The sequence below is a fragment of the Gammaproteobacteria bacterium genome, from assembly GCA_013697705.1.
Lineage (GTDB): Bacteria > Pseudomonadota > Gammaproteobacteria > UBA6002 > UBA6002 > UBA6002.
In genome coordinates, this window is sequence record JACCWJ010000031.1 from 1 (window position 1) to 22,747 (window position 22,747).

The window sequence follows — 22,747 nt, forward strand, 5'->3', positions numbered from 1 at the left end:
AATAACAATAACAATAACAATAACAATAACAATAACAATAACAATAACAATAACAATAACAATAACAATAACAATAACAATAACAATAACAATAACAATAACAATAACAATAACAATCAATCGATAAGAGAAAAATCAATTATTTATTCCATGCCCGTATTACCCGTAAAAAAAGTAACAAAAGGCGAAAAATTACCTTCTATTAGAAGTGTGTTACCGGAAAACTTTTCAAATGCTTCAGCATCTAGTAATCCACCTAATTATCTAAGCGCTAGTTCAGTGGTGGCTGATTTATTTAGTAATCAAAATTCAGGGCCAGTGGACAATAATAACCATACCCGAGCATCAACTGTTGGAAAAATGGTTACTTCATCTGGAACGCAAGTAAGCATAAGGGACCATAATCCCACAAACACAGTTCACCAGCCATTTATTACCGGCGCGCAAAATTCAAGCAACTCAAACATTACCTCTCTTAATCAAGGCGGCCAGTTTGGACTTCCTATTTTTAACCCATCCCGTTATCAGGAGACGCCTAGAGCGCCCTCTCATTTTTTTAGTAATCAATTAGGGCGAATTCAAAACAGCAACAACAATTATCATAGCAATAATGACACCAACGATGGTCCTCAATCAGGTCAAGAGAATACAGATTCAGGATATTCATCAAATAAATGAGCACCCTAATTTTATTTCATCTCATCAAGGCTACTATCACTACATCTTTATCGTAGCCTTGATGTAGCAAAGCGAAATCAAGGAATAATAACCACAAAACTCAACTTTATAATTTTTTTTTAAAGTTGAATATATATTTGTTACGTTAGAGAAGTAGAGCTTATTTCTTCCGTCTATCTCTTTTAACAGAACCCTTAACATTATTTGAGGATTTTATGCGTCCATTAGAAATAACTAGTTACGTAAGAGATGCTGATTATAGACGGCTTCAAGAGCTGACAAGAAGCCCCGACAAAAGGTCTAGATATTGGGGGAATATTGGCCTTGGCGACTTTATATATAAGAGCTGCATTGGCAATCCTCCTTTACTAGAGAAAGCATGCTCCCACTACACGAAAGCTCGTAATGAAATTGGTAGCATAGATCAGGACCCCTGTGCATTTAAATGGGCAGTATTTGGAATTTGCAGAACAGTTTTGCCAGGAAATCTACCAGAGTGTCTTCCCCCTGAAGAGAGATTAAAACAAGATGCATTCCAATATTTGACTTCTCTAGCAGAGAATGAAGAAGAATTAGAACTAAAAAATGAAGCTTTATTTCATTTGGCTCGGATTAAAATTTTGGTGCCTGGCCCTTATTATATTCAAGCAGTAGAGACCTTAGAGCATTTAGAGAAATCAGAGACGAGTGATGACCTGAAGGAGCGACTGAAAGAATTTCGATGTCGTCTGGTTCAGGTGGCAAGGGATCAACTAGATTCTTTGAAGTTTTTGTTTGATAAACTTATGAGTGTCCCAAGCTTAGCTGAAGATGTAAATATTGCGACACTAAATACAATGTTATCCTCTCTTAGCGTGAACAACAACTCTACTTCAATGTTCTTCTCAAACCCAGTGGCAAGGGAGCGAGAATCAGAGTCTCAAAATGAAGCTTTATATACCGAGGCTTTCAATAAAAGCCAAATCCCTACTACTTCAACCTACATTGAAGCGATTGAGATATTAGAACATTTAGAGAATTCAGATGTTAGCGCAGACTTGAGAAAACGGTTAAAGGTAGTGAGGGATAAATTGAGTTGGGAGATAAATGGACAGACATCTGTCTGGCAGGAATTGTATAACAGGGTTAATATTGTATCAAACTTAGCAACTGCAAATAACAACAACAACAACAACAATAATAACAATAATAACAATAATAATGATAATAACTACAACAGCTACTCACTCAATCAAAACAGAAGCGGTTGACTCTAATCGAATCGATTGCAATTATTGCTTGCCGAGGAAAAGAAGATTTGTGAGTTATGAACCATATGAAGTATAATTTTTAGAAATGGAGTAGATAATCCTAACGTTTACAGGAGTAACAACATGGAAGATGTAGGCACTATAATCTTCGAATTTGATATGTCTCATCGGAGTTATAAAAGGCTTTCCCTCACAGAGTTTTCCCCGGAAAGTTCTGGCAATCATATGATCTATTGGGTCCATAGTGATTTAAGCCAAAAAGAAACTTTTGCAAAGCTCGCGGATCAGTTGCACCTCTCTGAAGATATTATGGAACTATGTCTTGCTAATGATGGTATGCCAAAATTGATAGATGAAGAGGGGGCTATTGCGTTGCAAATACAATGTTTGCAATCGCTTAATTTAGACAAGCATGATAGCTTCCAATTCGATAATTTAATATTAAATCTCACTCAGAAATACTGTTTTACCGCTTCCTTCGAAAAAATTCCGGCTGTCCTGGAATGCGCGAATAGTATTAATAAGACGTTACGATTTGCAAAAACTCCCTGTTTTATATTTTTTCTTATCCTCGATAATATCGTTAATGACTATTCAAAAATTTTATTTCAGATAGAGCTAGTCGCGGATCAAATGGATTTACACGTCCGGGCAAGTCACAAAAATATTTATAATAAAGTGATGCGTATTAAACAGCAGGTTATGAAAATTAAACGTTATGTGATTTCTATTCGAGAAATATTAATGCGTCTTTCAGGGCGAAATATAGAGGTTATATCAGAACCTTGCCGTGTATCCTTATCCAATCTATCTAATCATACCCACATGCTGGCTCATGAGGTCGAATCAATCAGAGATATGTTAAATGGCCTACTCGATCAGATTGATAATACCTTAATACAAAAGATGAGTGAAACAATGAAAATCTTAACCGCTTTTGCAGCGATATTTCTGCCAATGACGGTAATAACAGGTATTTATGGAATGAACTTTCGATGGATGCCAGAACTTCAATGGAAATATGGCTATTTATGGGCCATGTCATTAATCTTGTTTTGTGGTATCTCGTTATTAATTCTGTTCAGGAAACGAAAATGGTTTTAATAACCGCAGTTTAATTATCGCTACCGCTAATTTTAAACCAATATTCCTTGCCCGAATTTTTCTGATCGTCGTCGTACTGCGATTTATTCGCAGTATCCAGGTTAGATGCTAAATCTAATTAATAATTACTACTTGTGGGCATAATGACGATGTCTCTAATGCATATTCGTTGCGGTAATTGATAACAAAATAAGATAATCTCGGCTAATTCTTCTGGGGCAATAAAATCCGGATTGCCCATCTGTTGGCAATACTCTTCAAAGGTAATACCCATTTTTTCGTGGATATTTGTTTTTATTAAACCGGGTGCAATATTCATGATACGTACTAAATTCTGACCTTCCGCTTTTTGTAAAGCTTCTGACATCGCGCGCACCGCGTGTTTACCGGCATCATAAATAACCGCCATTTCGTTGGCTCGTCGATCATCGATAGAACTAATATTTATAATAGTACCCGCCTTGCGAGTTGACATATCGAGAAGAACGCATTTTATTCCGTTCATGACACCTTTGACGATGACATCAAACTCATAATTACATGTTTCTATGGGCATCTCAGTGAATTTGCCAATTTCTATAAATCCAGCATTATTAATCAGGCAGTCAGTTTTACCATATTGATCTTCCGCTTTGCGGATCGCTTTTTGTAATGAGTCAAAGTCGGTAACATCGACCTGTTCATATAAAGCGTTATGACCCTGTAATTCAATCATGGGTTTGATATGACGGGAGATTAATAAAAGAGGGTTTCCCTGCTTGGCGAAAGCTATGGCTAAAGATTTTCCTATACCTTGGCTTGCACCGGTGATGACTACGAGCGGTTTTGTTTGCATAAGTATATTCATCCATTGTAGAGCTTGCTATTTTTGTTCAAAAAGAGCCTTCAGTAAATCTTTTTTTGTAACTATTCAGCACTAATTTTTGAATTTTTGCTCGAACGTTCAGTTTTGCGCTGAATTTAAAGGAAAAATGAAAATGAAAAGGCGCAGCATACATGGGTATGTGAGCAGTTTTCTTTTTATTTTTCCTTTAAATTCAGCCGAAAATGGACGTTCGCTTCTAGGGGCTGAATAGTTACCTTTTTTTTATTGAACTCGAAGAAAAATTTGAGTCACATAGGCGTGCCCATTCTGATCATAGGCTGTGCCTATGCCCGTCATGTTGAAATTACCCTCGATATTTTTTCTATGGCCGGGACTCTGTAGCCATAATGTGGCAACCGAAGTGCTGGGGAGATAGGTGAAAGCTACATTTTCAGCAAAGCCATGCGCGTGAGGAAACTGATGAAATAATTGATCCATGCGCTGTTGATAACCCCCGTGACCAAATGTTACTTGATTAGCTGCCATTCTCTGACTATGAACGGCGGCGATCTCACTGATATAGCTGTTCATCTCAAGTTTGTGTAGGCCATGAGTGCCACGATAAGTGTTGATGTCAGCTAAAATGCGGTCATTGTTGGTTTGTGGACTAGCATGGGTGACTGAAAAGAGAATCAAGCACGAAAGTATAATAATATTATTAAGCGCCGGTTTCAGTTTCATTTTAAATCCCTTTTTTTAATTGAAATTAGCTTTTTTGCTGGATTAGATTTGCGAGGCTCATAGCGTTCTCGCGCAAGGGGTTGCCCTCATCTGATAAAATGTCCTCTATTATGGTTTGAGCTGGCTCAAATTTATTAGCAAGATAGTAAGCCTGCGCACATTTGAAAAATGTAACATTACTGAAAGATGTTCGATATGATTGCTCAAATGCTTCGGCAGATTTATGGAAATTTTTTTCTCTTACGTGTTGCAATCCTTCCCGGTAGAAGCCTTTTGCGGTATCTCTTAATTGCTTTCTAAGGTCTTTTGATTCTGATTCAATTTTTATTATTTTCTCTTGGTAATCTTCTATTATTGATTTTAAACTTCCATTTTCGGCTTCTAAATTTGTGACTGATCGCATTTCGTGATCTAATCGATTTTCTAGATCCGAAATCTGCGCAGAGTACGATAGTATTGTCCTCTCATCCTTAGCTATTTTGCTGCGTGTCTTCATGGAGGCTTTTTCTAATTTTTGAGTATGAGCTTCGTTTTTTGCAACTTTAGCCATTAACCTATCTAAATTAACAATGTGGTCTTTTAGTTCCTCAATCAAATTAGTATAGGCTTCATCGCTCAAGGTTTTGGAATTTTCCATCTCATGTAATTGATGCGACAAATATTCATTAGTAGTTACTAATCTTTCTACATCAGCGGACGTAGCTCTATTTTGATCAATTAATTGTGTATTTTCATCTACTAATCTTTCTGATCTAAGTCGTTCTGCTTGATATTTATCATTCAGAGTACGGACTTGCATTTTCACAGTAGTTTCGGCAGCGGTTTTTTGAATAACTTTACTTTCTAACTCATTTATTTTACGTTTTAAAGAATGTATTTCTTCCCGTTGTAGGGATGCAGTAGAAGCGGTAAACCCATCATTATTAATTTTTCCTTTATCTAGTGTAGTAATAATTTTAATAATTTCCTGTTCAGCTTCTTGGAAATTTTTTTCCAGAGTTCCTCCAATACTAAATTCATGAGAAAATTTATTCGTTAATAAAGCGATAAATTTAATATAATGTAACTCTTGATCGTATAGGTCAGGCAGCCAGTTCACTAAATATGTATCGAAAATATTATGGAAAATATTTTGTAGCAAGGACTTGTTCTCGACATCAATTTTATCTAGCCCAAAATTACCATTGTGGGATATACGTCGTCGATGAGCCTCTTTTAAAACAGAAACACCTCGTTCCCCCGGCAAAGATTGGCAAAAGTCATCATATTCATATTGTGCTTTTACGGATCCTAGAAAACTTGCAAATGAGTAAAAACGATCTATTAAAATAAGATGATTTGAATTTTTGGCTCTATTACGAAGATATTCTGCTTTGTGAATATTAGCGAGTTGATAAAATATGCCCCTCGTTAGAACTGCATTTAAAGGATGCTGCATTAGAAACTGTTCTATTGCTTTTTTAAATACATCTTTACTTTGTTTGCTCTGGCTTATGATGGCATTGTTGTTATTTGGGTCATCAGCGTGGGAGTTAATTTGTCTGTCAACGTTATCAGTTTGGCTGCGGCCATTTGCTTCGCTAGGTAATTGCATTTTAACCTTCATAATAAGTGTTTAGTGATAATGTATAATATTCGATTATTATTAACAAAATCTTAAAATGCATTTTAACTTGAGTTATCAGTCAGCTGCTATTTCTCTGCATGTCAATATTTGCTATTATTTAATTAATAAATGAGAGGTGTAGTATGTTCGGTAATTCAGAATCTCGCGCTTTAGACCCCATTATCGCTGAAGTGGTTGATTTGTATGTTTTATACAAAGAATTTTTTCAGGCCCCATTTGAGAATCCCGCTTCTTTTTCAAGGTGGCTTCGAAAACAGCAGCAGGCTACACAAGATTTATTAGGGGGTGTTGGTTTCATTATCCGGATACGTGCTGAACTAGCTCCTGGAAGAAAATACATCCACCGCCCTGTCCCCCAATCAGACTACATTAAAGCTATAAGTAACTATGAAGACGCAATTAAAAAAGCAGTAAACCACGATGATCGAACGAAGCTGAAAAGGATTTTAGGGGCAACCCATATATTAAACGAATCTGACATGATAACCCTTCAAGAAATGACTTCTGAGAAAATAATTAAAATTCAAAAAAATTCCCCCATTACTATTGCTGAATATATTTATGTTAATTTATATCCTATAAACAGTGCGATCGCTAGCTGGTACAAAAATCAGGGGGAAAAATTAAAAAATGTTTATACTAATCGATCTTTTCTCTCCCTCAATAAGAAGAATCAAAAGCACCTTACATTGCTAATGCAAAAACTATTTGCGACTGTAGATGATTCCTTGCCCCCTCTACTTTTTAAAGAGGCTATTACTAATATTATAAAAGACCCTGATCTTTATGAAAAATTGTTAGATTTAAAATTGAGGCCTGAAATATTAGAAGGAGTTGTCGAAAAATCACCTCCTTATTCAATTCCAGAAGAATTTAGTGTTAGAGAGAAGCGAGGGGTGGTAAAAATCGAGACTGAACAGAGCATGATTTCGTATAGGGTTATGGGCATAGTTATTATGAATCTTGAGCAAGACGCATCTCAACTGCCTCCTGCCGAAAGGGAATATGGCGCTTATATTTTTGAGCAATTAAGCAATAATCTTAAAGATTTAAACCCATATGATGCTTTGTATGCTGAAAAAGTACAACAGGAATTAATCTCTACGATAGATTCTATTCAGCAATATTGTTCATCTATCTCCAATTATGTTATGCCGTCCCTATTTAGGAGTCTGATTTCCAATATTTGGGACGTTTATCCTGTCCGAACAACGCCTACTGCCGATTTAACAAAAATTATATTGAACAAGTTGGAATCTACTTTTGCGAAAAGACAAAAAAATGCTCCAGATATATTTGATTTGTGGGTACTTAAATTAATGCTGACATTGAAAACCCATGAGTTGGATACGCCTGATAATGTCAGCAATTTTAAAATTCAATTAACGAATTTAAATAAAAGTATCCCTGATAATTTGAATTTCTTTGGGGGTAAAGGTCAAGAGTTAAAACATGTGGTCCAATTTTGTCTTGAAGAAATAAATAAAATTGATTTAGAGAATAAAAATCAACCTTAATTAAGCATGCCTATTCTTTTCTGACTTGAGGTGGCCTGAATTTCCTCAGTTTCATAATACTCAGGTTGAAAAAATTGAGTACGAGTTCTAAAAATAGTAAGAGAATTATTGGGTGATAGTTTAATCTCTTTTTTCCACCATAACTTATTGCCTGCATTTTTTTGCATAATATTAGTTATTATAAGCTCACAAACGCGTGTGATCGGCCCTTTTATTCCCAAGCTTCTTCCGAAAAAATTGAAAATTGTCATCAATATTTCTCGAGGCAATAAATTTAAATTATGATTTGGTTCTGTATAACCCTTTGCTACCTCAGTCACCCCATTAATAAACTTATGTTCTTGCCATCTGTTATTTTGATTCTCTAACGTTTTAGCATCTAACTTTTTGACTGTATCGATAGTTGCGTACGTTAAGTTTAATGCTATGTTCTGGATATAAGGGTTGGATTGGAATTGTTTGCAACTTGAGTCTCCCACCGGATTGTTCTCTAGATTAATAGAAAGGAATTTACTGTCTTTACTCAATAAACTAGCTGACATATCAGAGATATTATTGTCTTCCAGATCTAGGCTAGTGGCTGAGGTTGATTGCAAAAACTTGGTAAATAATTGAGGATGACGCGCAATAAGGTTTTCCAGTTTATTGTTTTTTAATTCAATTCCTCGGATGTTTGGGTTAGTCAATGCGTTTAAAATATGGGAGGCATTTTCTTCAGAAAGATTACCTAAGTTGTTTGAGTTCAATCCCACCACTTCTGCAGTAGTGCTGTTAATTAGGCTAGCTATTTCCGCTATTCCGGCTTCTGTCACTAAATCAAAATAGCAATCACTGAAAGAAAGTCTCTTAAATGATTCAGTGGAACATTTATTATTCAAAAATTGTTTGAATTCAGGTTCGAAGCCCTGCTTGAGGTCGACAAATCTCATTTGTACGCTTCGTCCATCTTCATGTTGAAGGGTCTTAAGAATAGCAGGCTGTTGTTTTAGCTTAGGCATCTTTGGTTCCAGTAGATTAATTTTTTTATTATTTGGGAAAATCAATGCTAAAGCAACAAAAATAGAGTTACTTTTGCCCATAAAATGGGGCAGTGACCAGGCCAGCAAAACTTATCGAATGTAATAAAGCATCGTGATAGCCTACGGCCTGATAAACTCCATTTCCACAGGGAAAAAAGCTCTTTTTCAGGTCTCTAGCTAAGAAAAACTTAATAAATTAAGCGTATAATTTAAGTAACATCTTTAATTTATTAGGGTTATCGTGAAATTACAGTTAGAGAACTTGCCTTTAGAGACAGTAATAGACATATTGGCTAAACTTTCTTACACGGATATAGTGCGGGTAGGTCAAGCTAATCATGGCTTTCATGATATTTGTTTCGGTAATCTAGTTTGGCGAGATAGGTTGCAGCGTTACTATCCTGAAGAATATCGTCATCTTTCTACCGTCGAGAATTTACCGTGGGATGGATACTATCAGCGGTTTAAAGAGTGCTATGAAAAACCTTTCTATGTTTTAAATGAAAAACGTGAAACCATTCTCATCACTAAAACAGCTGATCCAAATAAATGGCAAGCAATTCAAAAACTTTACTCGCTGGTGATGGAAGGTGATTTTAAGGCCATTGACAAATTTAGGAAAAAAAGTCTCGATCTTCCCTCTGCGCTAGCGGAATCCACGATTTTAGAGATGTTATTGGATAACCGTATTCAAAATCACGAACGTAAAAGACCTTTGGATTGGGCAGCCACTGTTGAAGGCCAACCATTGTTAAACGCTGCCTTTCAAGAGGCGCTTAATAACAGTAGTCCTGAACAAGATAACGTGCTTAGATTATTACTTGAAAAACACGGCTATGCTCAACATGCTGCACTTTTTAATAAAAAACTCCTATTAGCGCTGATATTAAACCAATTAGCAGTTGTTGAATCTGATATTGATAAGCTGGTAGATCAACCTTTGACAAAAAATGGTAAGAGTGCGCTTTATATTGCAACTGAAAATGGGCATGCTGACTTAGTTATCCGGCTTCTTGCAAAAAAAGCAAATGCTAACCAGGCTCTGAATGGCAGTTCCATCTTTATTCTCGCAGTGAGGAAGGGATATCTTGGAGTTGTGCAATCACTAATCACAGCCGGGGTTAATGTTAATCAGGAAAATGATGCATGTCTAACTCCACTTTATATTGCTGCCGATAATGGACATTGTGAAATGGTTAAATTGCTCATTGATGCAGGAGCAAACGTGGAACAGGGTACTGCTGACGACGACGCAGCCCCACTTTTTGTCGCTTCACAAATGGGAAATTTATCTACGGTGAAATTGCTCATTCAAATGAGGGCAAATGTTAATCGCGCATGTAGGGTTAATGGCATGACCCCACTTTATATCGCTGCCCAAAATAGGCATTTAGAAACACTAAAATTCCTCATTGCAAGTGGAGCAAATAAAGACCTCGTTTCTGCTATAGGCGTAGCTCCACTTCATATAGCTGCACAACAGGGTTTCTATGAAGGGGTCGCTACACTGATTGCAAATGGAGCGAATGTTAATCAAACAACTTCTAAAGCAGGCACAACCCCTCTTATTTATGCTGCATTACAAGGACATCTGAAACTAGTGCAATTACTTATTGAAAATGGTGCTGATGTTGACCATATGACTACTCCTAATAAATTAACAGCACTCTCTGCAGCTAGTAAATCTCATCATCCCGAGATCGTCAGTTATTTGAAAAAAATCATACGAACAAAAAATATACTAAAAGAATTAGACATGGTTCTGAATAATCAATGTGAACCGAATCCGAAAATATTAGACCAAGCTATCGTGCTTTTTGATTGGTATGTTAAACAGCCGTTTCATAAGCATAACTTTCACTATAAAGATGTTGCGCATGCTATTGTTAATCAGCTTACAGATTGTAAGAATACAAATTCAGAATTTGATGAAACGATGCTATCTGCAATAATTAGTAATGCATTTGCTAAAGTGAATGCTGATCGCTCCACGCATTTCTTTTGGAAACAACCTGTTTCATATCGAACGCTAAGTGATGAAGGCCATTTTAAGATTATTGAAAAACTCATTTTGGAAAAAATGAGCATGGATGCTTCTGGCGAAGAAGATGGGCTTAATCCAAGCGTCCTTAATAGTAGGCCTTAGTAAGTTTGAGTCTGTTAAATTATGTGGAAAAATCGTATTCCAACAAGGGACGTAGAAAAATAATGGAGGATTGTTATCGGTGAATTAATTGTATTCAATAAACCATACTAAAGCTGCAAAAAAATATGATTGACAAAGAGTTGGCTTCTACTAAAAGAGACTTGAGAAAAATTTTAACTCTAAATTTGGAACAAGGCAAATTTAGCGGCCTAAAATTCTTTCGATCTTCTTCAGAAAAAAATGAGATCGACGCAGCGCAGGACTTCCCCGGGCTTTTGCAAAAAGTTGTTAATATTGAAAAAAGAATCTATTCCAAGATCAATTGTAATCTTTCGGCAATGGACAAAAATATACCACTAGCCAATCAAGATGCAATTTTAAAAAAAATTAGAAATCAGATTGCTATTCTCGTGGGCTTTAATAAAGTTCTTACTAAAAAAATACCTTTCTTTTACACGCCTGAAGATACTAATATGTTATCGTTTCATTCGTTGCTCAAAGTGCATTATAAAGAGTTGAGCCTTGAAAAAATTTTGCAATTAAATTTTGATGCTGATATAGAGTCAGTAACTATTTCAAACTCAATAACTAAACAGTTTTTGATGAAAATGCTTGATACGATTATGTTGAGTATATTAAAAGCAAATTTATCTAGTGAAGGACAGTATTTTTTATCTAGATTAGCTGCGAGTTTACAGCAAAACGAACATGATATTTCGTTGATGCTAAACTATAAATCAACATCAGGAAGTCTCGAGATATCCCCTGAAAATATGAATGCTTACGCAGAAGGTAATGATAATTTGGATGAGAATGAGACCCTTCAGGACCGAGTGAAGGATATTAAAAAAAATACCGGCGCTTCAAGTGCCTTGATTATTCCTGTGTGGCCAGAACATGGTTGCAGTTTAGAACAAGAGTATGGTGTTTTTTTCAAAGATTACAATCGCTTAGAGCGATCAGTAGAGAATCTAGTGGGCGGATCATTTTCATATGATGAAAACGAAAATATTTTTTACACTCCATTTCATCTGGAAATAATGCATGAATTTATACATGCTCTTCATAATAGTCGGGGCACCAATCGGGAACTTTTATCGTCCATGCATCAAGGGGAAAAGAAGGTTTGGAAAGATGCTGAGGAATATTGGACCATTAAGGGAGCAAATATTTCTGAGAATTTTTTAAATAAAATAGTTAATGCTCCGCCTCGATATGGCCACGGAGGATTTTCGGCATCAGCTATTCTTCACCCTGAAGACAACCAAGACCTCTTGATACATTCGCCCTTAAAATTATTTAATGGATAATTAAGGTTTAAAGGCCGTAGTGTTTTCGCTGACGCTATCATTATCCTCATCGCTGAGGGGATTGTGAATGACCCCGTCATCAACAAGATCTTTATGTAGATACAAGTTCTTTATTTGTGATGGCTGAATAGATGCGTTAGTGCTTGCTTGATGTATCTCATAGATGCCTATATCAATTCCTTGTGCTGTTTGGTAGGTTTGAGCCTCCTTTAACGAAGCATACCTTTTCGTTTGACCTTGATTTAAGCGCAGTACTGCGTGAGCAAAATAATTACTGTTATAAGCTTGAAGCTTAGTGCTGAGTATTAATAATTTCTCGCAAATGAAGAACACTACTACTTTTTCACTGTTTTTCATATATAACTCGTGTGGGGTTTGTGTCTGAAAATAATAATCAATATTGAACTAAACATCAATTGTATCTATTCACACTTAAAGTGATTAGTTGGCTAGGACGTTCAATTTTGGCGGAATTTAAATGATTTTTCACAAGAAAAAGCGGAGCATACATAAGTATGTGAGCAGTTTTCTTGTGAAAAATCATTTAAATTCCGCCAAAAGTGGACGGCCGCTTCTAGGGGCGAGTAGTTACATCAATTTTTATACAGCATTTCCAACTATAATTAGCTTAATTTACAGAGGGATTTGACATGAAAGAAGTGCTTGTAGGCATTACCCCCAAAAAAGCCAAAAAATTTTTAAATCTAGCTATGGGTAATCGCCATGGCCTCATCGCAGGCGCAACGGGCACCGGCAAAACGGTTACCTTGCAGAGTCTAGCAGAACGTTTTTCCAAAGCTGGCATAAGCATCTTTGCAGCAGACGTTAAAGGGGATTTGTCAGGGATCGCCTTGCCAGGTGGCAATAATCCAAAGATTGAAAAAATTTTAACTCCTATAGAAGCAAAACCTATTCCGTGGGCAGGGTGTCCAACCATTTTTTGGGATCTGTATGGGGAAAAGGGTCATCCTCTGCGAACTACGCTGACAGAAATGGGCCCATTACTGCTGGGCAGGCTTTTGAATGCCAATGTTATACAGCAGGGTATTATCGATATTGCTTTTAAAGCCGCTGATGATGAAGGGTTATTGCTGCTAGATTTGAAAGATTTCACAGCCTTACTCAATTGGATGAGTGATAATGCAGAAACATTACGTAGACAATATGGGAATGTCTCTAAAAGTTCTATCGGTGCTATTCAGAGGGGGTTATTATCGCTTTCAGAGGCTGGAGGCAATCAGTTTTTTGGCGAGCCGGCACTTCAGTTACGTGATCTTATTAAATTAGATGAATCAGGAAAAGGATACATTAATATTCTTGATGCCACCAAATTAATAAATGATCCGCGACTTTATTCGACATTTTTATTATGGTTATTATCAGAGTTATTTGAGCAATTGCCGGAGTTAGGCGAGGTTGATAAGCCCAAATTAATTTTTTTCTTTGATGAAGCACATCTTCTATTTAATTCCGCTCCTAAAATATTATTAGATAAAATTGAACAGATGGTAAGGCTCATTCGATCCAAGGGCGTAGGCGTATATTTTGTAACGCAAACTCCATTAGATGTCCCTGAAACTATTCTCGGTCAACTCGGAAATCGAATTCAACATGCGCTGCGCGCATTTACGCCTAAAGATCAAAAGGCAGTAAAAACAGCGGCGCAAACATTTAGACAAAACCCGGCTGTAGATAGTGAAAAATTAATAATGGAACTGGGTGTGGGTGAGGCTTTGGTTTCATTTTTAGATGCGGATGGAATACCTTCGATGGTGGAAGAAGTTCAAATCGTTCCTCCTCTTTCACGCATCGGCACAATTACTGCAGAGGAGCGCACAACACTCATTAAGCATTCGCCGCTTTATGGTGTTTATGATACGACGCTTGAGCGTGAATCTGCATATGAAATAATTTCCAAGAGAACTTTAGCAAGACAACAAGAACAACACATTCCTACTGAAAATAATGATAATACTGAACCAACAAAATCATCTCGTTCACCAAAACCTCGCGTTAGTACTACTCAAGTATTGATTAAAAATACCACTAAGGTATTAACGAGCCGAATTGGTCAACAAATAATGCGAGGAATATTAGGTTCAATATTTGGGGGTAAGAAATAATTACTCATTCAAGCTAAGGAGAATAATTTGAATAGTATGAATACATCCCGCTTTGAAAATAAAGTTATTTTTATCACCGGTGGTACCAGTGGCATCGGACTGGCTACAGCAATTCAATTTGCATTAGAAGGGGCGGGGACTATTATTGTTTCAGGTCGTAGAAAATCTACAAAAGTATTGCCAACCAAGTGGCACAAAAATCCCTAAATGAAAAGCGCGCGATGATCCGAGTAAATTCTGTTAGTCCAGGACCCATTGATACTCCCTTGGAATTTGCTGCGTATGGGGCGACGCAAGGAAATGAGGAGCAGTATCCAGCATATGTAAAAGCAGCCACTGTGGGAGTGCCCATGAGAAGGACAGGGCAACCCGATGAGATTGCCCATACGGTATTATTTCTGAGCGACAATAATTTGTCGAGTTATATCACGGGAACAAATATCGCTGTTGATGGAGGTCATACCGGGTCGCCTTTGCTTTGTGCTTGTGAGTAGAGAACCTCCCGTTAGCCCGTTGTACAGGATTAACTCACAGGACGATGGCTGATGGGGTACACACGCCACAACGGCTGATAGCTATCACTAAAAAGGCATTAATACGCTGTTAAGCTAGGTAAGTTAGAATTATTCAATCCACTAACCTTATCAAGCCAATAGTGAGCTTATGAACGTTATATATGTGCAAGAAGATAATTTACTTACAGTAACATTAGAGCCAGGGCCAGATGAGTCTGTGGTAATAATAGATGCTGTATTTGATATATTAGAAGAAAAAATTGATCAGAATGTCATTCTCAAGAATAAATTAATAAGAAAAGAGGGGAACATATTACGCTTAAAAATGGAATTTGATAGTACGAGTCTCTGCGTTAATGAGCTTCTTGAAATATTTAACCTATTAAAAAACCAAGGTGAAGATTTTGGTCTGGAAGAGATTCTGGTTAATGGTCAAGAAGTAGATGAGGCAATGCTCACCTATTTTAACTGTTTTTTTGAAAGATTGGTCAATATACAATTAGTCACGCCTCAAGAATTGCAGACTGTTCAAAACTTCAATAAAAAACCCACCTTTAGAATTACAGATGCGCTTCCTTCTCATGGGCAAACGTATCATGAGGAAGCGAAGAGAATAAGTGCTGTCATTATATTCCATAACCAGTTGTTATTTAACTGGATGAAGCCTGAAAAATATCTCTCAATAGTATGGAGGATAGAGTGGTTATTCCTATGTTACATGCGTTGTGTATTTAATAGTGAAAACTTGCTTACAGTCGACGATGCCATGGTTATTATTAGGCTCATAACTAATCTATTGCGATATAATGAAAATAGAAAAGTTTCATTAGAAGAACAAGTCGAATCTATAAATAATTCCAATTGTGCGAATATTATTTATGAATATTACAACTCTCTTATAACAAGTGGTGATCTTGCGCTATTTCATAAATATTTATCGGCGGATGAATTTTCAGATGCCAGGCAACTCGCATTCGCCGGTTTATATAATCAAGGATTAGATCACTTGCTACGCTGGCTTGATAATGAGTACATTAATATAGAATATAAAATAGGTGGGAATGAATATACGTTATTATTATATGCGGTTTTTCTGAACAAGTTAGAGATTGTTAATGTCCTTATAAAACGAGGTGCTAATTTATTTTCACGGACCGCCGATGGCAACTCCGTCCTTAATTTGCTTTCTGTGAACACTCAAATATACAGGAAGAATAGTAACTATTTGCAAACAGTAGAGCAGATTACAGAAATAATTTTTAATATAAATTTAACTGCGAACGAATATGTATTACTTTGCTCGGAAAATTTCGCTCAACTTAATCGATTTGCTACTGAGTATACGTGCCAAGACCTAAAAAGATATGTTATTGACGCGGAGGGCTTTATACGAGAGCTTGTCGCTAACAATGGAAAATATTCAACTATTTGCGCTTACTTTGAATTATATAAGAGTGTGAATGTAGTTTCGGGACGTAATTTGCTGCTTGAACTAGCTAGAATCCCCTCTATTGACCCAACTGTATTTTTAAAACTCCTAGAAACTTTCAGTCAAAATATCTTCAATTATGAAATAATTGTTGAAGAGTATTATACTAGTAATAACAACAATAACAATAATAGCAACAACTTGACACGCTTAGATAAATTTAACTGGCTAATAAAAAGGAGTCCGATACTTGCTTTGACTGTTATGAAAAATTACAGATTTAGTAAGCATAATAGAATTTTAAATTCGCCATTTAAGAATTTTTTAGAAATAAAAGTCATTGATGAAATGCAGCAAGATGAAATAGATAGAAACTATGCTTACACTTATCTATTGATGGATGCCGCCATAGGGGAAATAACTACCTTCTTTAACTTAATCAAGCTACCCATACAAATAATTAGACGCAATCAGTCTAGCATTGTAGTGATTAAGTTAAGTTTCAATAAGGTGGTGAAATATATAAATATGGTATCCGGATCTACTCCTTTAATTAATACGGGTGATGTTGCACTGCCAAGTGTGGTATCTCTTCGCTCGTTTCATGATTACGATAACGCAGCTAAGCTGATAAGCAATCCAGTATTAGGCTTCCTGCCCTCTTTGGCGGCAAGGCGGGTACAATCCGCTATCGATTCTGATCAAACATTGGTGGAACATAGTCGTGAAAATATTAGAACTCTGATCAAAAAATATAATTTAGAAAAAAGAAATATTCACGAAGAGATGGCAAAAAGTTTTTCTGTCACGTTAAATAAACCTGTTACCACCGACGATATTGATCAAGCTTTTAACAATATAATATATCACTTTGCAGCGTCTGATTATGATCTTCTGCACGCCACTAAAGATTATGAGGCGATTTTAAAAACTCAACGTATTTATTCACACCATTATTTGAATTCATTATTTTTAACAAATAGTGGCATGACAAGCATATTAGATGAAGAATATGGCAATAATAGATATGTATTTGCCATATTTAATACGCCAAAAAAATCTTTTCCAGAAAAATTAGGCGCCTTTTACGGGGAAACTGTTTTCACATTTTCAGCTCTAGAGTTGCGCAAGTTAGGTTATACCCTATGGGTAAAACCGAGTGATTGGTATTATTTTTCCCAAGAAAAAACTAAGGTAAAATTGTTTGGACGAACTAAAATCGTAGTGAGTCATCACTGGGATTCAAAAATGCATCAAAATTATAAGGTTGTTGAATCATTTGTTGATAATGAATTAATTCGTAGCGAAAAAATTAATATGCTTCATGAATCATTTGTAAATGAGGACATACCTTTAGGGTTGGCATTGCTACTTATTAATATGCTTCGATTTTTGGATCCACAAGCTCAGTTTGACTTAATCTCGCCTTTTCTTCCAAATTATTTTGATCATATTACCTTGCCTCAGGATAAATCGGTTGATCCACATCAATATAAAGTCGAACAACAGGAAGCGTGTGCAGCCTCAATGCATGAGTTTTTTCCTGCATGTGAGGGCTCCATTGCTAATAGCTTAGGCTTGACTGCAGAGACGGTTACTAATATTCAATATTTACGAAAACCTGAAACAAGCCTACCGTCTATAGAACATTATCAGAAAATAAATTCCATCTATCTCGCTATCGATAAGGGGTTAAATAACGATGAGATTGAAGATCTAATTTTAACGCATAAAGAGTACCTCAATATACCTCATGCAATTTGTGGTACCACATTATTAGTTAAAGCGATGCTAGACAAAAATTATGAGATTATGCAGTTTTTACTTTTAAATGGGGCTAACCCTAATCAAGTTTCTAAGATGTCGTCTACCTCTAGTCAATTCACGCCAACCATCATCGCGGTTTTGCTTAATAATTCAGATGCAATCAAAGTTTTATTAGATGCAAATGCTGATTTCAATCAGGTCATTTATTTAGACCACAATGGTCTTGCCTCCTTTGAGAAAAAAGATGAATGGGATGTGCCACTGTCGCCGGCGTATGTACGCACACTTTTTAATCCTAATTTTAAGGGATTTCATGGACATCAGCTACAATTGCCTCTCAAGCGGTTGCTAGTTTTTTTACCTATTGCCAGCCATAATAATGAACAGCAACTATTGATTGGGCGCAAAGGCTATAAGAGAGGCGACGATTTAGTGGCGCACGGTGACTGGCTTTTGCCGGCGGTGTTAGTGGATGAGTATGATCTTGATTTATGCAAAGATAGCCTCTCATACCTGGTAAATTCAGATTTAAAATCGATTAACACACATAATTTCAAATTGATTTCCAATTTTCAGGTGAGGTGTTTGGATGCTAGTTATTCAATTTATATTGTCAGAGTAGATTTAACTTCCGAATACAATGATATTCCACGAAGTAGTGACCATTTGGCAGAGCTTTGTTGGTGTTTATCGGGTGATATTGATAATGGGCAAGTGAATGGTTTGCCTATTCACTATTCAAATCTATTGGCTATTCGATCGTTGAGACAATTTCCTGCAGATAATTATGCAGCAGAATTCCAGAAAAGTCTCAATGCTCCTTATCTGTTGCATCAAGCCATTATCAATGGTGATGTGCACCAGCTGGAGACATTGCTTCAGCGGGGAGTGAGCCCGAATGTTAAAATTGGGATGCTACATCCTGTGACTTATGAATGGTTTGAAGGTTGCACACCGCTCATGACCGTAGCATTATATGCTGATCCAAAAATCTATGCGGAGATTATCAGAATTTTAATTAAAGCAGGCGCAGATATCTCTATTGCAGACAAGAAACATCAATTGATTAGTGACTATGGTTCGCCGCTCTTTGTACTGACTCTAGGGGAAACCTTTCGGCAAAATAATCGAAAACTCGACACACTATTTACTGCTCCTCCCTTAGTTAAGAGAGATGCGAAACGCCCCCTTAACGATATAGAAGAAGATTTTCAATCATTGAATCTATTAAAAATTCCGCGTCCCTAAATGAGCCTCAATTCCGGCTCTTTCCTAAAGTATAGTCATTATTATCTCACCAATTCGACATCTTTTTCTCAATCAATTCTATAATTGAATTATGGAAAAATATTTGCTTTTGATAGGACTAATAGTCTGTAGTAGCTCACTTGCCAATCATCGTCATTGTGGAGTCCCTCATTGCGGGTATGGTACACCACATTCTTATAATACCTGCTATAGAGGCGACGGCTGCCCACCAAAATGGGTCACGAAAATTACGAGCTACTACGCCACTTATTGGGACCCTTATAGCAATCGGATTATCCGCCCCTTAGTGGTGGTGGAGCCTGCGGAGTATTTAGATATTCATTAATGCTCACCAATAGTTTCCTTTACCTCTTAGCCGTCGTACCGAGAGCGGTATCCAGTTAGATGGTGATGTCAGGATCAAGTCGTGGGAGCGACTGATGCTATTACGCGGAGGAAAATGCAGGTATTGCCACAACTGATGCTGGTGGGGGGACACCGGTCTTCTAGTCACCGTAACTAACTGCAAGTATACTATTTTGTTAGGGCGTCATCACTTGGCGAGTGTTACAAGAAGCGTGCAAAACAATTTTCTTGGCGAGGGTGTTATTATCAAATCAACAGATGCTGAGCAATCACAAGTGATATTGGTGGATAATAATGACTGCCCAATTGGAATTGCCGATAAATTAACGGCGCATCAACAAGGCTTGTTGCACCGTGCATTTTCAATATTTATTTTTCGCGAAACCAATAATAAATTTGAACTCTTGCTTCAGCAACGTTCTGACAATAAATATCATTGTGCTGGTTTATGGACTAATACCTGCTGTAGTCATCCTCAGCCAGGAGAGGATATTACGGAGTCTGCGTATAACAGATTAAAATTTGAAATGGGGTTGGAATGCCCCCTTCACGAAGTCGGTGTACTTACGTATAGAGCAGAAGTAGGCAATGGATTGATAGAACATGAAATTGATCATATTTTTATTGGAAAATATCTAGATAATATGATTTATTTTAATCATGATGAGGTGCAAGATTACCAGTGGATTTCATTGGCGAAACTTGAAGATGATATACAAGAAAATTTAAACAAATACACGCCCTGGCTGAAAGAAACCCTACAAATTATTGTTGAGAAGAACATTTTAGATGACTATTTTCGAGATTCTTGCAATTAATTCTATGAAGCTTAGCTAAAAATTCAGCGCTAATTTAGAACCTGGCTGAAAACGTTTTAGCTAGCCGAACAGTTAAGATGCTCTTTTATATTCATTTTTCAGGATATCATATCCCTGCTTTGTTTGAGATTCCATTCGATATTTTTTTTTGTGCAGAGAAACAAAGTTAATAATAATTTTGCTGAATTGATCATCACCCAAGGTTTCACTTAGCAATTTTAAGTTCATCAATAGTCGCTTGCGATGATTTTGGTACAACATCGCATAATATTCGATGGCATTACAACATTGGGTAATAGAATCGATCAGCGGTTTTCTATTGCTTAACCTATCAAGACAAATATTATATTCGCCCAATTTGAGAGCGTCTCGGATATTTGTCATCATACTTGATAATTTTGGATGAGTTGATGTCGCTTCTAAAAATTCAAAAATTGATTGGCTCGATTGATTTTTAGCGAAGTCATAGAGTTTCATTTTGAATAGCTCTCTTCGCGCTATTTTCATCGTTAAAAGCTGGATACCAACATCATGCAAAAGTCGGGTTAGGAGTGCGGCATCACCTAACGAGCGAAGTAATAGATTGTTTTCGATCACGTAACAGAAGTTTTTATGGGGAAAAATTTCTTCCAATGCACCAATACAGTAAGCAAGAGTAGGAATGGTTCCTATTGAATTTAATCCCCATTCGCATAATTTAATATGGCTCGCATTTTTTGATCTTACGACTATGTTATTTGATGACGCATATTTGTCGAGAAAACTTTTTTTAAGTATCTCATGCATGGGGTTATCTTTTAGAGAATCAATAAGCGCTAAACAAGTGGTGACAGTTAAAATAAAAATCTCAAAGAAATAATGATCCAACTCTGCGTGGAGAATGCGAGGATGTTGTCTCAGGTAATCACGTGTAAATACTTCTACTTGTTGAGGCGCTAATGTGTTGTGGCTTACAGAAATTTGTCTTATAAGTGACAGAAATGGACCAAATAGATTGCTGATATCTTCCGTAGAGCCTTGAATTTTTTTTATCATGACATTATTGAATTCGATGAGAACTCTTTTTTGATCAAGATAATTTTGGGCGTCATTTTTTTTACTGGGCCCCAATCCAACAGCTAAATTGTCAGCTAAAGTTTGATAACCTAAATAAGCATTCAATAAGCAGATATGGTGCGTAATGTTAGCGAGATTTTCTTCTCCGATAACGTCCTTAAATAATTTCAATTCCCACTCTATAGATCTTGTTACCCCCAATATTCGTAAATAGTTTTCTTGGTGTGTGTTATTATTTAATGTCCATAACATAAAATGCTTGGTAGGGGTGCTTGTTAAATTGACCTCAATCACTCCGTTCAAGTGTTCAACCATAAGCTGTGTTAATAGGTTGTAATAAGCGGGTTTGATCGTCATTTATCTAATTTGCCCATGCGTTAATACTCATAAATTATAGAACATTACCTAGCTTGTGACGGACCGACTCAACGAACTGCTATTGGAGGCAACAATTTATAGCTAGTTTATGGAGTGGTATACTCGAGGATACCGTAGGACAAATATTTGCGCTAAACTCTTAATAACCACGAAGATGTGAGCTGTCCCTGTCTAAAAATTTATTATTGTGAGGCGCAATGTATTTTCTCTTTGATTTTGATGGAACCCTGGTTGATAGTTTTGATTGTGTCATTGGTAAATTCAATTTATTGGCCAAAGAATTCAGCTTTAAGACGGTCAGCGATGAGGAGTTATCTACGCTTAGAGATATGAGTTCAAGACAGCTAATTAGTCATCTTCAAATTCCCCTGTTCAAGATTCCCAGCATAATCTTTAAGGCGCGAGAACTATTGCATGATGATATGCCCAACTTGCTGCCCTTTGACAATCTGCGGGAGGTGCTCATACAGCTCAAGGAGCGTCAGATCTTTTTAAATATCTTAACGTCTAATTCTAAACAAAATGTTTCTCAGTGGCTTGAATATAATAATATGGCGCATCTTTTTGGGGTTATTCATAGTCAATCAGGCTTCTTTGGGAAAAAATATTCTATTAATAATTTTCTTAAACGTTACCAGATTGAAAAACAGCAACTATTTTATGTGGGCGATGAAACTCGGGATATTGAAGCTGCAAAAAAAACCGGGATTGCTTCAATTGCAGTTACCTGGGGTTTTAACTCGGAAAAAATTCTTGCTCAATATGAGCCAGATTACATGGTGCATAAGCCCGAAGATTTATTGACACTCGCATCAGCCCTGAAGAACTAATTTCGTAATTATTTAGCACT

General features: G+C 36.6%; 16 protein-coding genes and 1 pseudogene. 11 read left to right on the forward strand and 6 right to left on the reverse strand.

The window, feature by feature from the left end; genetic code table 11:
- The 3 genes from H0U71_07440 to H0U71_07450 form a co-directional block, all read left to right on the forward strand.
- Positions 1–678, forward strand: a 678-nt coding sequence (locus H0U71_07440) for a hypothetical protein (protein ID MBA2654879.1), incomplete at its 5' end; no start/stop codon positions are given.
- Between the two features lie 215 nt (positions 679–893).
- Positions 894–1,928 (forward strand): hypothetical protein, encoded by a 1,035-nt coding sequence (locus H0U71_07445; protein ID MBA2654880.1) that lies wholly within the window; start codon positions 894–896, stop codon positions 1,926–1,928.
- Between the two features lie 123 nt (positions 1,929–2,051).
- Positions 2,052–3,032 carry a magnesium transporter CorA family protein gene (locus tag H0U71_07450; protein ID MBA2654881.1) on the forward strand — a complete coding sequence of 327 codons (981 nt, stop codon included), beginning with the start codon at positions 2,052–2,054 and terminating at the stop codon, positions 3,030–3,032.
- 118 nt (positions 3,033–3,150) lie between these two features.
- Here the strand turns inward: H0U71_07450 and H0U71_07455 are convergent, their stop codons facing one another.
- The 3 genes from H0U71_07455 to H0U71_07465 form a co-directional block, all read right to left on the reverse strand.
- Positions 3,151–3,867 carry an SDR family oxidoreductase gene (locus H0U71_07455; protein ID MBA2654882.1) on the reverse strand — a complete coding sequence of 239 codons (717 nt, stop codon included), beginning with the start codon at positions 3,865–3,867 and terminating at the stop codon, positions 3,151–3,153.
- A 252-nt stretch (positions 3,868–4,119) separates the two neighbouring features.
- A complete protein-coding gene (locus tag H0U71_07460) occupies positions 4,120–4,578 on the reverse strand; it encodes a CAP domain-containing protein (GenBank protein MBA2654883.1) in 459 nt (152 codons plus the stop codon).
- Positions 4,579–4,603: 25 nt separating this feature from the next.
- On the reverse strand, positions 4,604–6,172 hold the full coding sequence (locus H0U71_07465) for a hypothetical protein (GenBank protein MBA2654884.1): 1,569 nt from the start codon (positions 6,170–6,172) through the stop codon (positions 4,604–4,606).
- Positions 6,173–6,327: 155 nt separating this feature from the next.
- On the opposite strand from H0U71_07465, the gene H0U71_07470 reads away from it, so the two are divergent.
- On the forward strand, positions 6,328–7,722 hold the full coding sequence (locus H0U71_07470; protein MBA2654885.1) for a hypothetical protein: 1,395 nt from the start codon (positions 6,328–6,330) through the stop codon (positions 7,720–7,722).
- On the opposite strand, the gene H0U71_07475 is transcribed toward H0U71_07470, so the two are convergent.
- Positions 7,719–8,720 carry a hypothetical protein gene (locus H0U71_07475; GenBank protein MBA2654886.1) on the reverse strand — a complete coding sequence of 334 codons (1,002 nt, stop codon included), beginning with the start codon at positions 8,718–8,720 and terminating at the stop codon, positions 7,719–7,721. The genes H0U71_07470 and H0U71_07475 overlap by 4 nt on opposite strands.
- 262 nt (positions 8,721–8,982) lie before the next feature.
- On the opposite strand from H0U71_07475, the gene H0U71_07480 reads away from it, so the two are divergent.
- Both H0U71_07480 and H0U71_07485 read left to right on the forward strand, forming a co-directional pair.
- On the forward strand, positions 8,983–10,887 hold the full coding sequence (locus H0U71_07480; GenBank protein ID MBA2654887.1) for an ankyrin repeat domain-containing protein: 1,905 nt from the start codon (positions 8,983–8,985) through the stop codon (positions 10,885–10,887).
- Positions 10,888–11,012: 125 nt separating this feature from the next.
- Positions 11,013–12,197, forward strand: coding sequence for a hypothetical protein (locus H0U71_07485; protein ID MBA2654888.1), 1,185 nt, complete (start codon positions 11,013–11,015; stop codon positions 12,195–12,197).
- On the opposite strand, the gene H0U71_07490 is transcribed toward H0U71_07485, so the two are convergent.
- A complete protein-coding gene (locus tag H0U71_07490) occupies positions 12,198–12,554 on the reverse strand; it encodes a hypothetical protein (GenBank protein ID MBA2654889.1) in 357 nt (118 codons plus the stop codon).
- 293 nt (positions 12,555–12,847) lie between these two features.
- Here H0U71_07490 and H0U71_07495 point away from each other — a divergent pair, with 293 nt between their 5' ends.
- The 4 genes and pseudogenes from H0U71_07495 (at position 12,848) to idi (ending at position 20,463) form a co-directional block, all read left to right on the forward strand.
- Positions 12,848–14,320: a DUF853 family protein gene (locus tag H0U71_07495; GenBank protein MBA2654890.1), complete on the forward strand. Its 1,473-nt coding sequence runs from the start codon at positions 12,848–12,850 to the stop codon at positions 14,318–14,320.
- 36 nt (positions 14,321–14,356) lie between these two features.
- Positions 14,357–14,814 (forward strand): annotated as a pseudogene (locus H0U71_07500) (SDR family oxidoreductase).
- A gap of 169 nt (positions 14,815–14,983) precedes the next feature.
- Positions 14,984–19,279 carry a hypothetical protein gene (locus tag H0U71_07505; GenBank protein ID MBA2654891.1) on the forward strand — a complete coding sequence of 1,432 codons (4,296 nt, stop codon included), beginning with the start codon at positions 14,984–14,986 and terminating at the stop codon, positions 19,277–19,279.
- Positions 19,280–19,890: 611 nt separating this feature from the next.
- A complete protein-coding gene (idi, locus tag H0U71_07510; GenBank protein MBA2654892.1) occupies positions 19,891–20,463 on the forward strand; it encodes an isopentenyl-diphosphate Delta-isomerase in 573 nt (190 codons plus the stop codon).
- Between the two features lie 72 nt (positions 20,464–20,535).
- On the opposite strand, the gene H0U71_07515 is transcribed toward idi, so the two are convergent.
- The gene (locus tag H0U71_07515; protein ID MBA2654893.1) at positions 20,536–21,876 is read right to left on the reverse strand and encodes a hypothetical protein; all 1,341 of its coding nucleotides are present in this window, start codon (positions 21,874–21,876) and stop codon (positions 20,536–20,538) included.
- A 218-nt stretch (positions 21,877–22,094) separates the two neighbouring features.
- On the opposite strand from H0U71_07515, the gene H0U71_07520 reads away from it, so the two are divergent.
- Positions 22,095–22,727, forward strand: a complete 633-nt coding sequence (locus H0U71_07520) for an HAD hydrolase-like protein (protein ID MBA2654894.1) — start codon at positions 22,095–22,097, stop codon at positions 22,725–22,727.
- Positions 22,728–22,747 lie beyond the last annotated feature (20 nt).

Coding starts and splice junctions, on each gene's coding strand:
- H0U71_07505 (MBA2654891.1), top strand. CDS start 14,984: ATGAACGTTATATATGTGCAAGAAGATAATTTACTTACAGTAACATTA.
- H0U71_07490 (MBA2654889.1), bottom strand. CDS start 12,554: ATGAAAAACAGTGAAAAAGTAGTAGTGTTCTTCATTTGCGAGAAATTA.
- H0U71_07520 (MBA2654894.1), top strand. CDS start 22,095: ATGTATTTTCTCTTTGATTTTGATGGAACCCTGGTTGATAGTTTTGAT.
- H0U71_07450 (MBA2654881.1), top strand. CDS start 2,052: ATGGAAGATGTAGGCACTATAATCTTCGAATTTGATATGTCTCATCGG.
- H0U71_07485 (MBA2654888.1), top strand. CDS start 11,013: ATGATTGACAAAGAGTTGGCTTCTACTAAAAGAGACTTGAGAAAAATT.
- H0U71_07515 (MBA2654893.1), bottom strand. CDS start 21,876: ATGACGATCAAACCCGCTTATTACAACCTATTAACACAGCTTATGGTT.
- H0U71_07465 (MBA2654884.1), bottom strand. CDS start 6,172: ATGCAATTACCTAGCGAAGCAAATGGCCGCAGCCAAACTGATAACGTT.
- H0U71_07495 (MBA2654890.1), top strand. CDS start 12,848: ATGAAAGAAGTGCTTGTAGGCATTACCCCCAAAAAAGCCAAAAAATTT.
- H0U71_07475 (MBA2654886.1), bottom strand. CDS start 8,720: ATGCCTAAGCTAAAACAACAGCCTGCTATTCTTAAGACCCTTCAACAT.
- H0U71_07460 (MBA2654883.1), bottom strand. CDS start 4,578: ATGAAACTGAAACCGGCGCTTAATAATATTATTATACTTTCGTGCTTG.
- H0U71_07470 (MBA2654885.1), top strand. CDS start 6,328: ATGTTCGGTAATTCAGAATCTCGCGCTTTAGACCCCATTATCGCTGAA.
- H0U71_07455 (MBA2654882.1), bottom strand. CDS start 3,867: ATGCAAACAAAACCGCTCGTAGTCATCACCGGTGCAAGCCAAGGTATA.
- H0U71_07445 (MBA2654880.1), top strand. CDS start 894: ATGCGTCCATTAGAAATAACTAGTTACGTAAGAGATGCTGATTATAGA.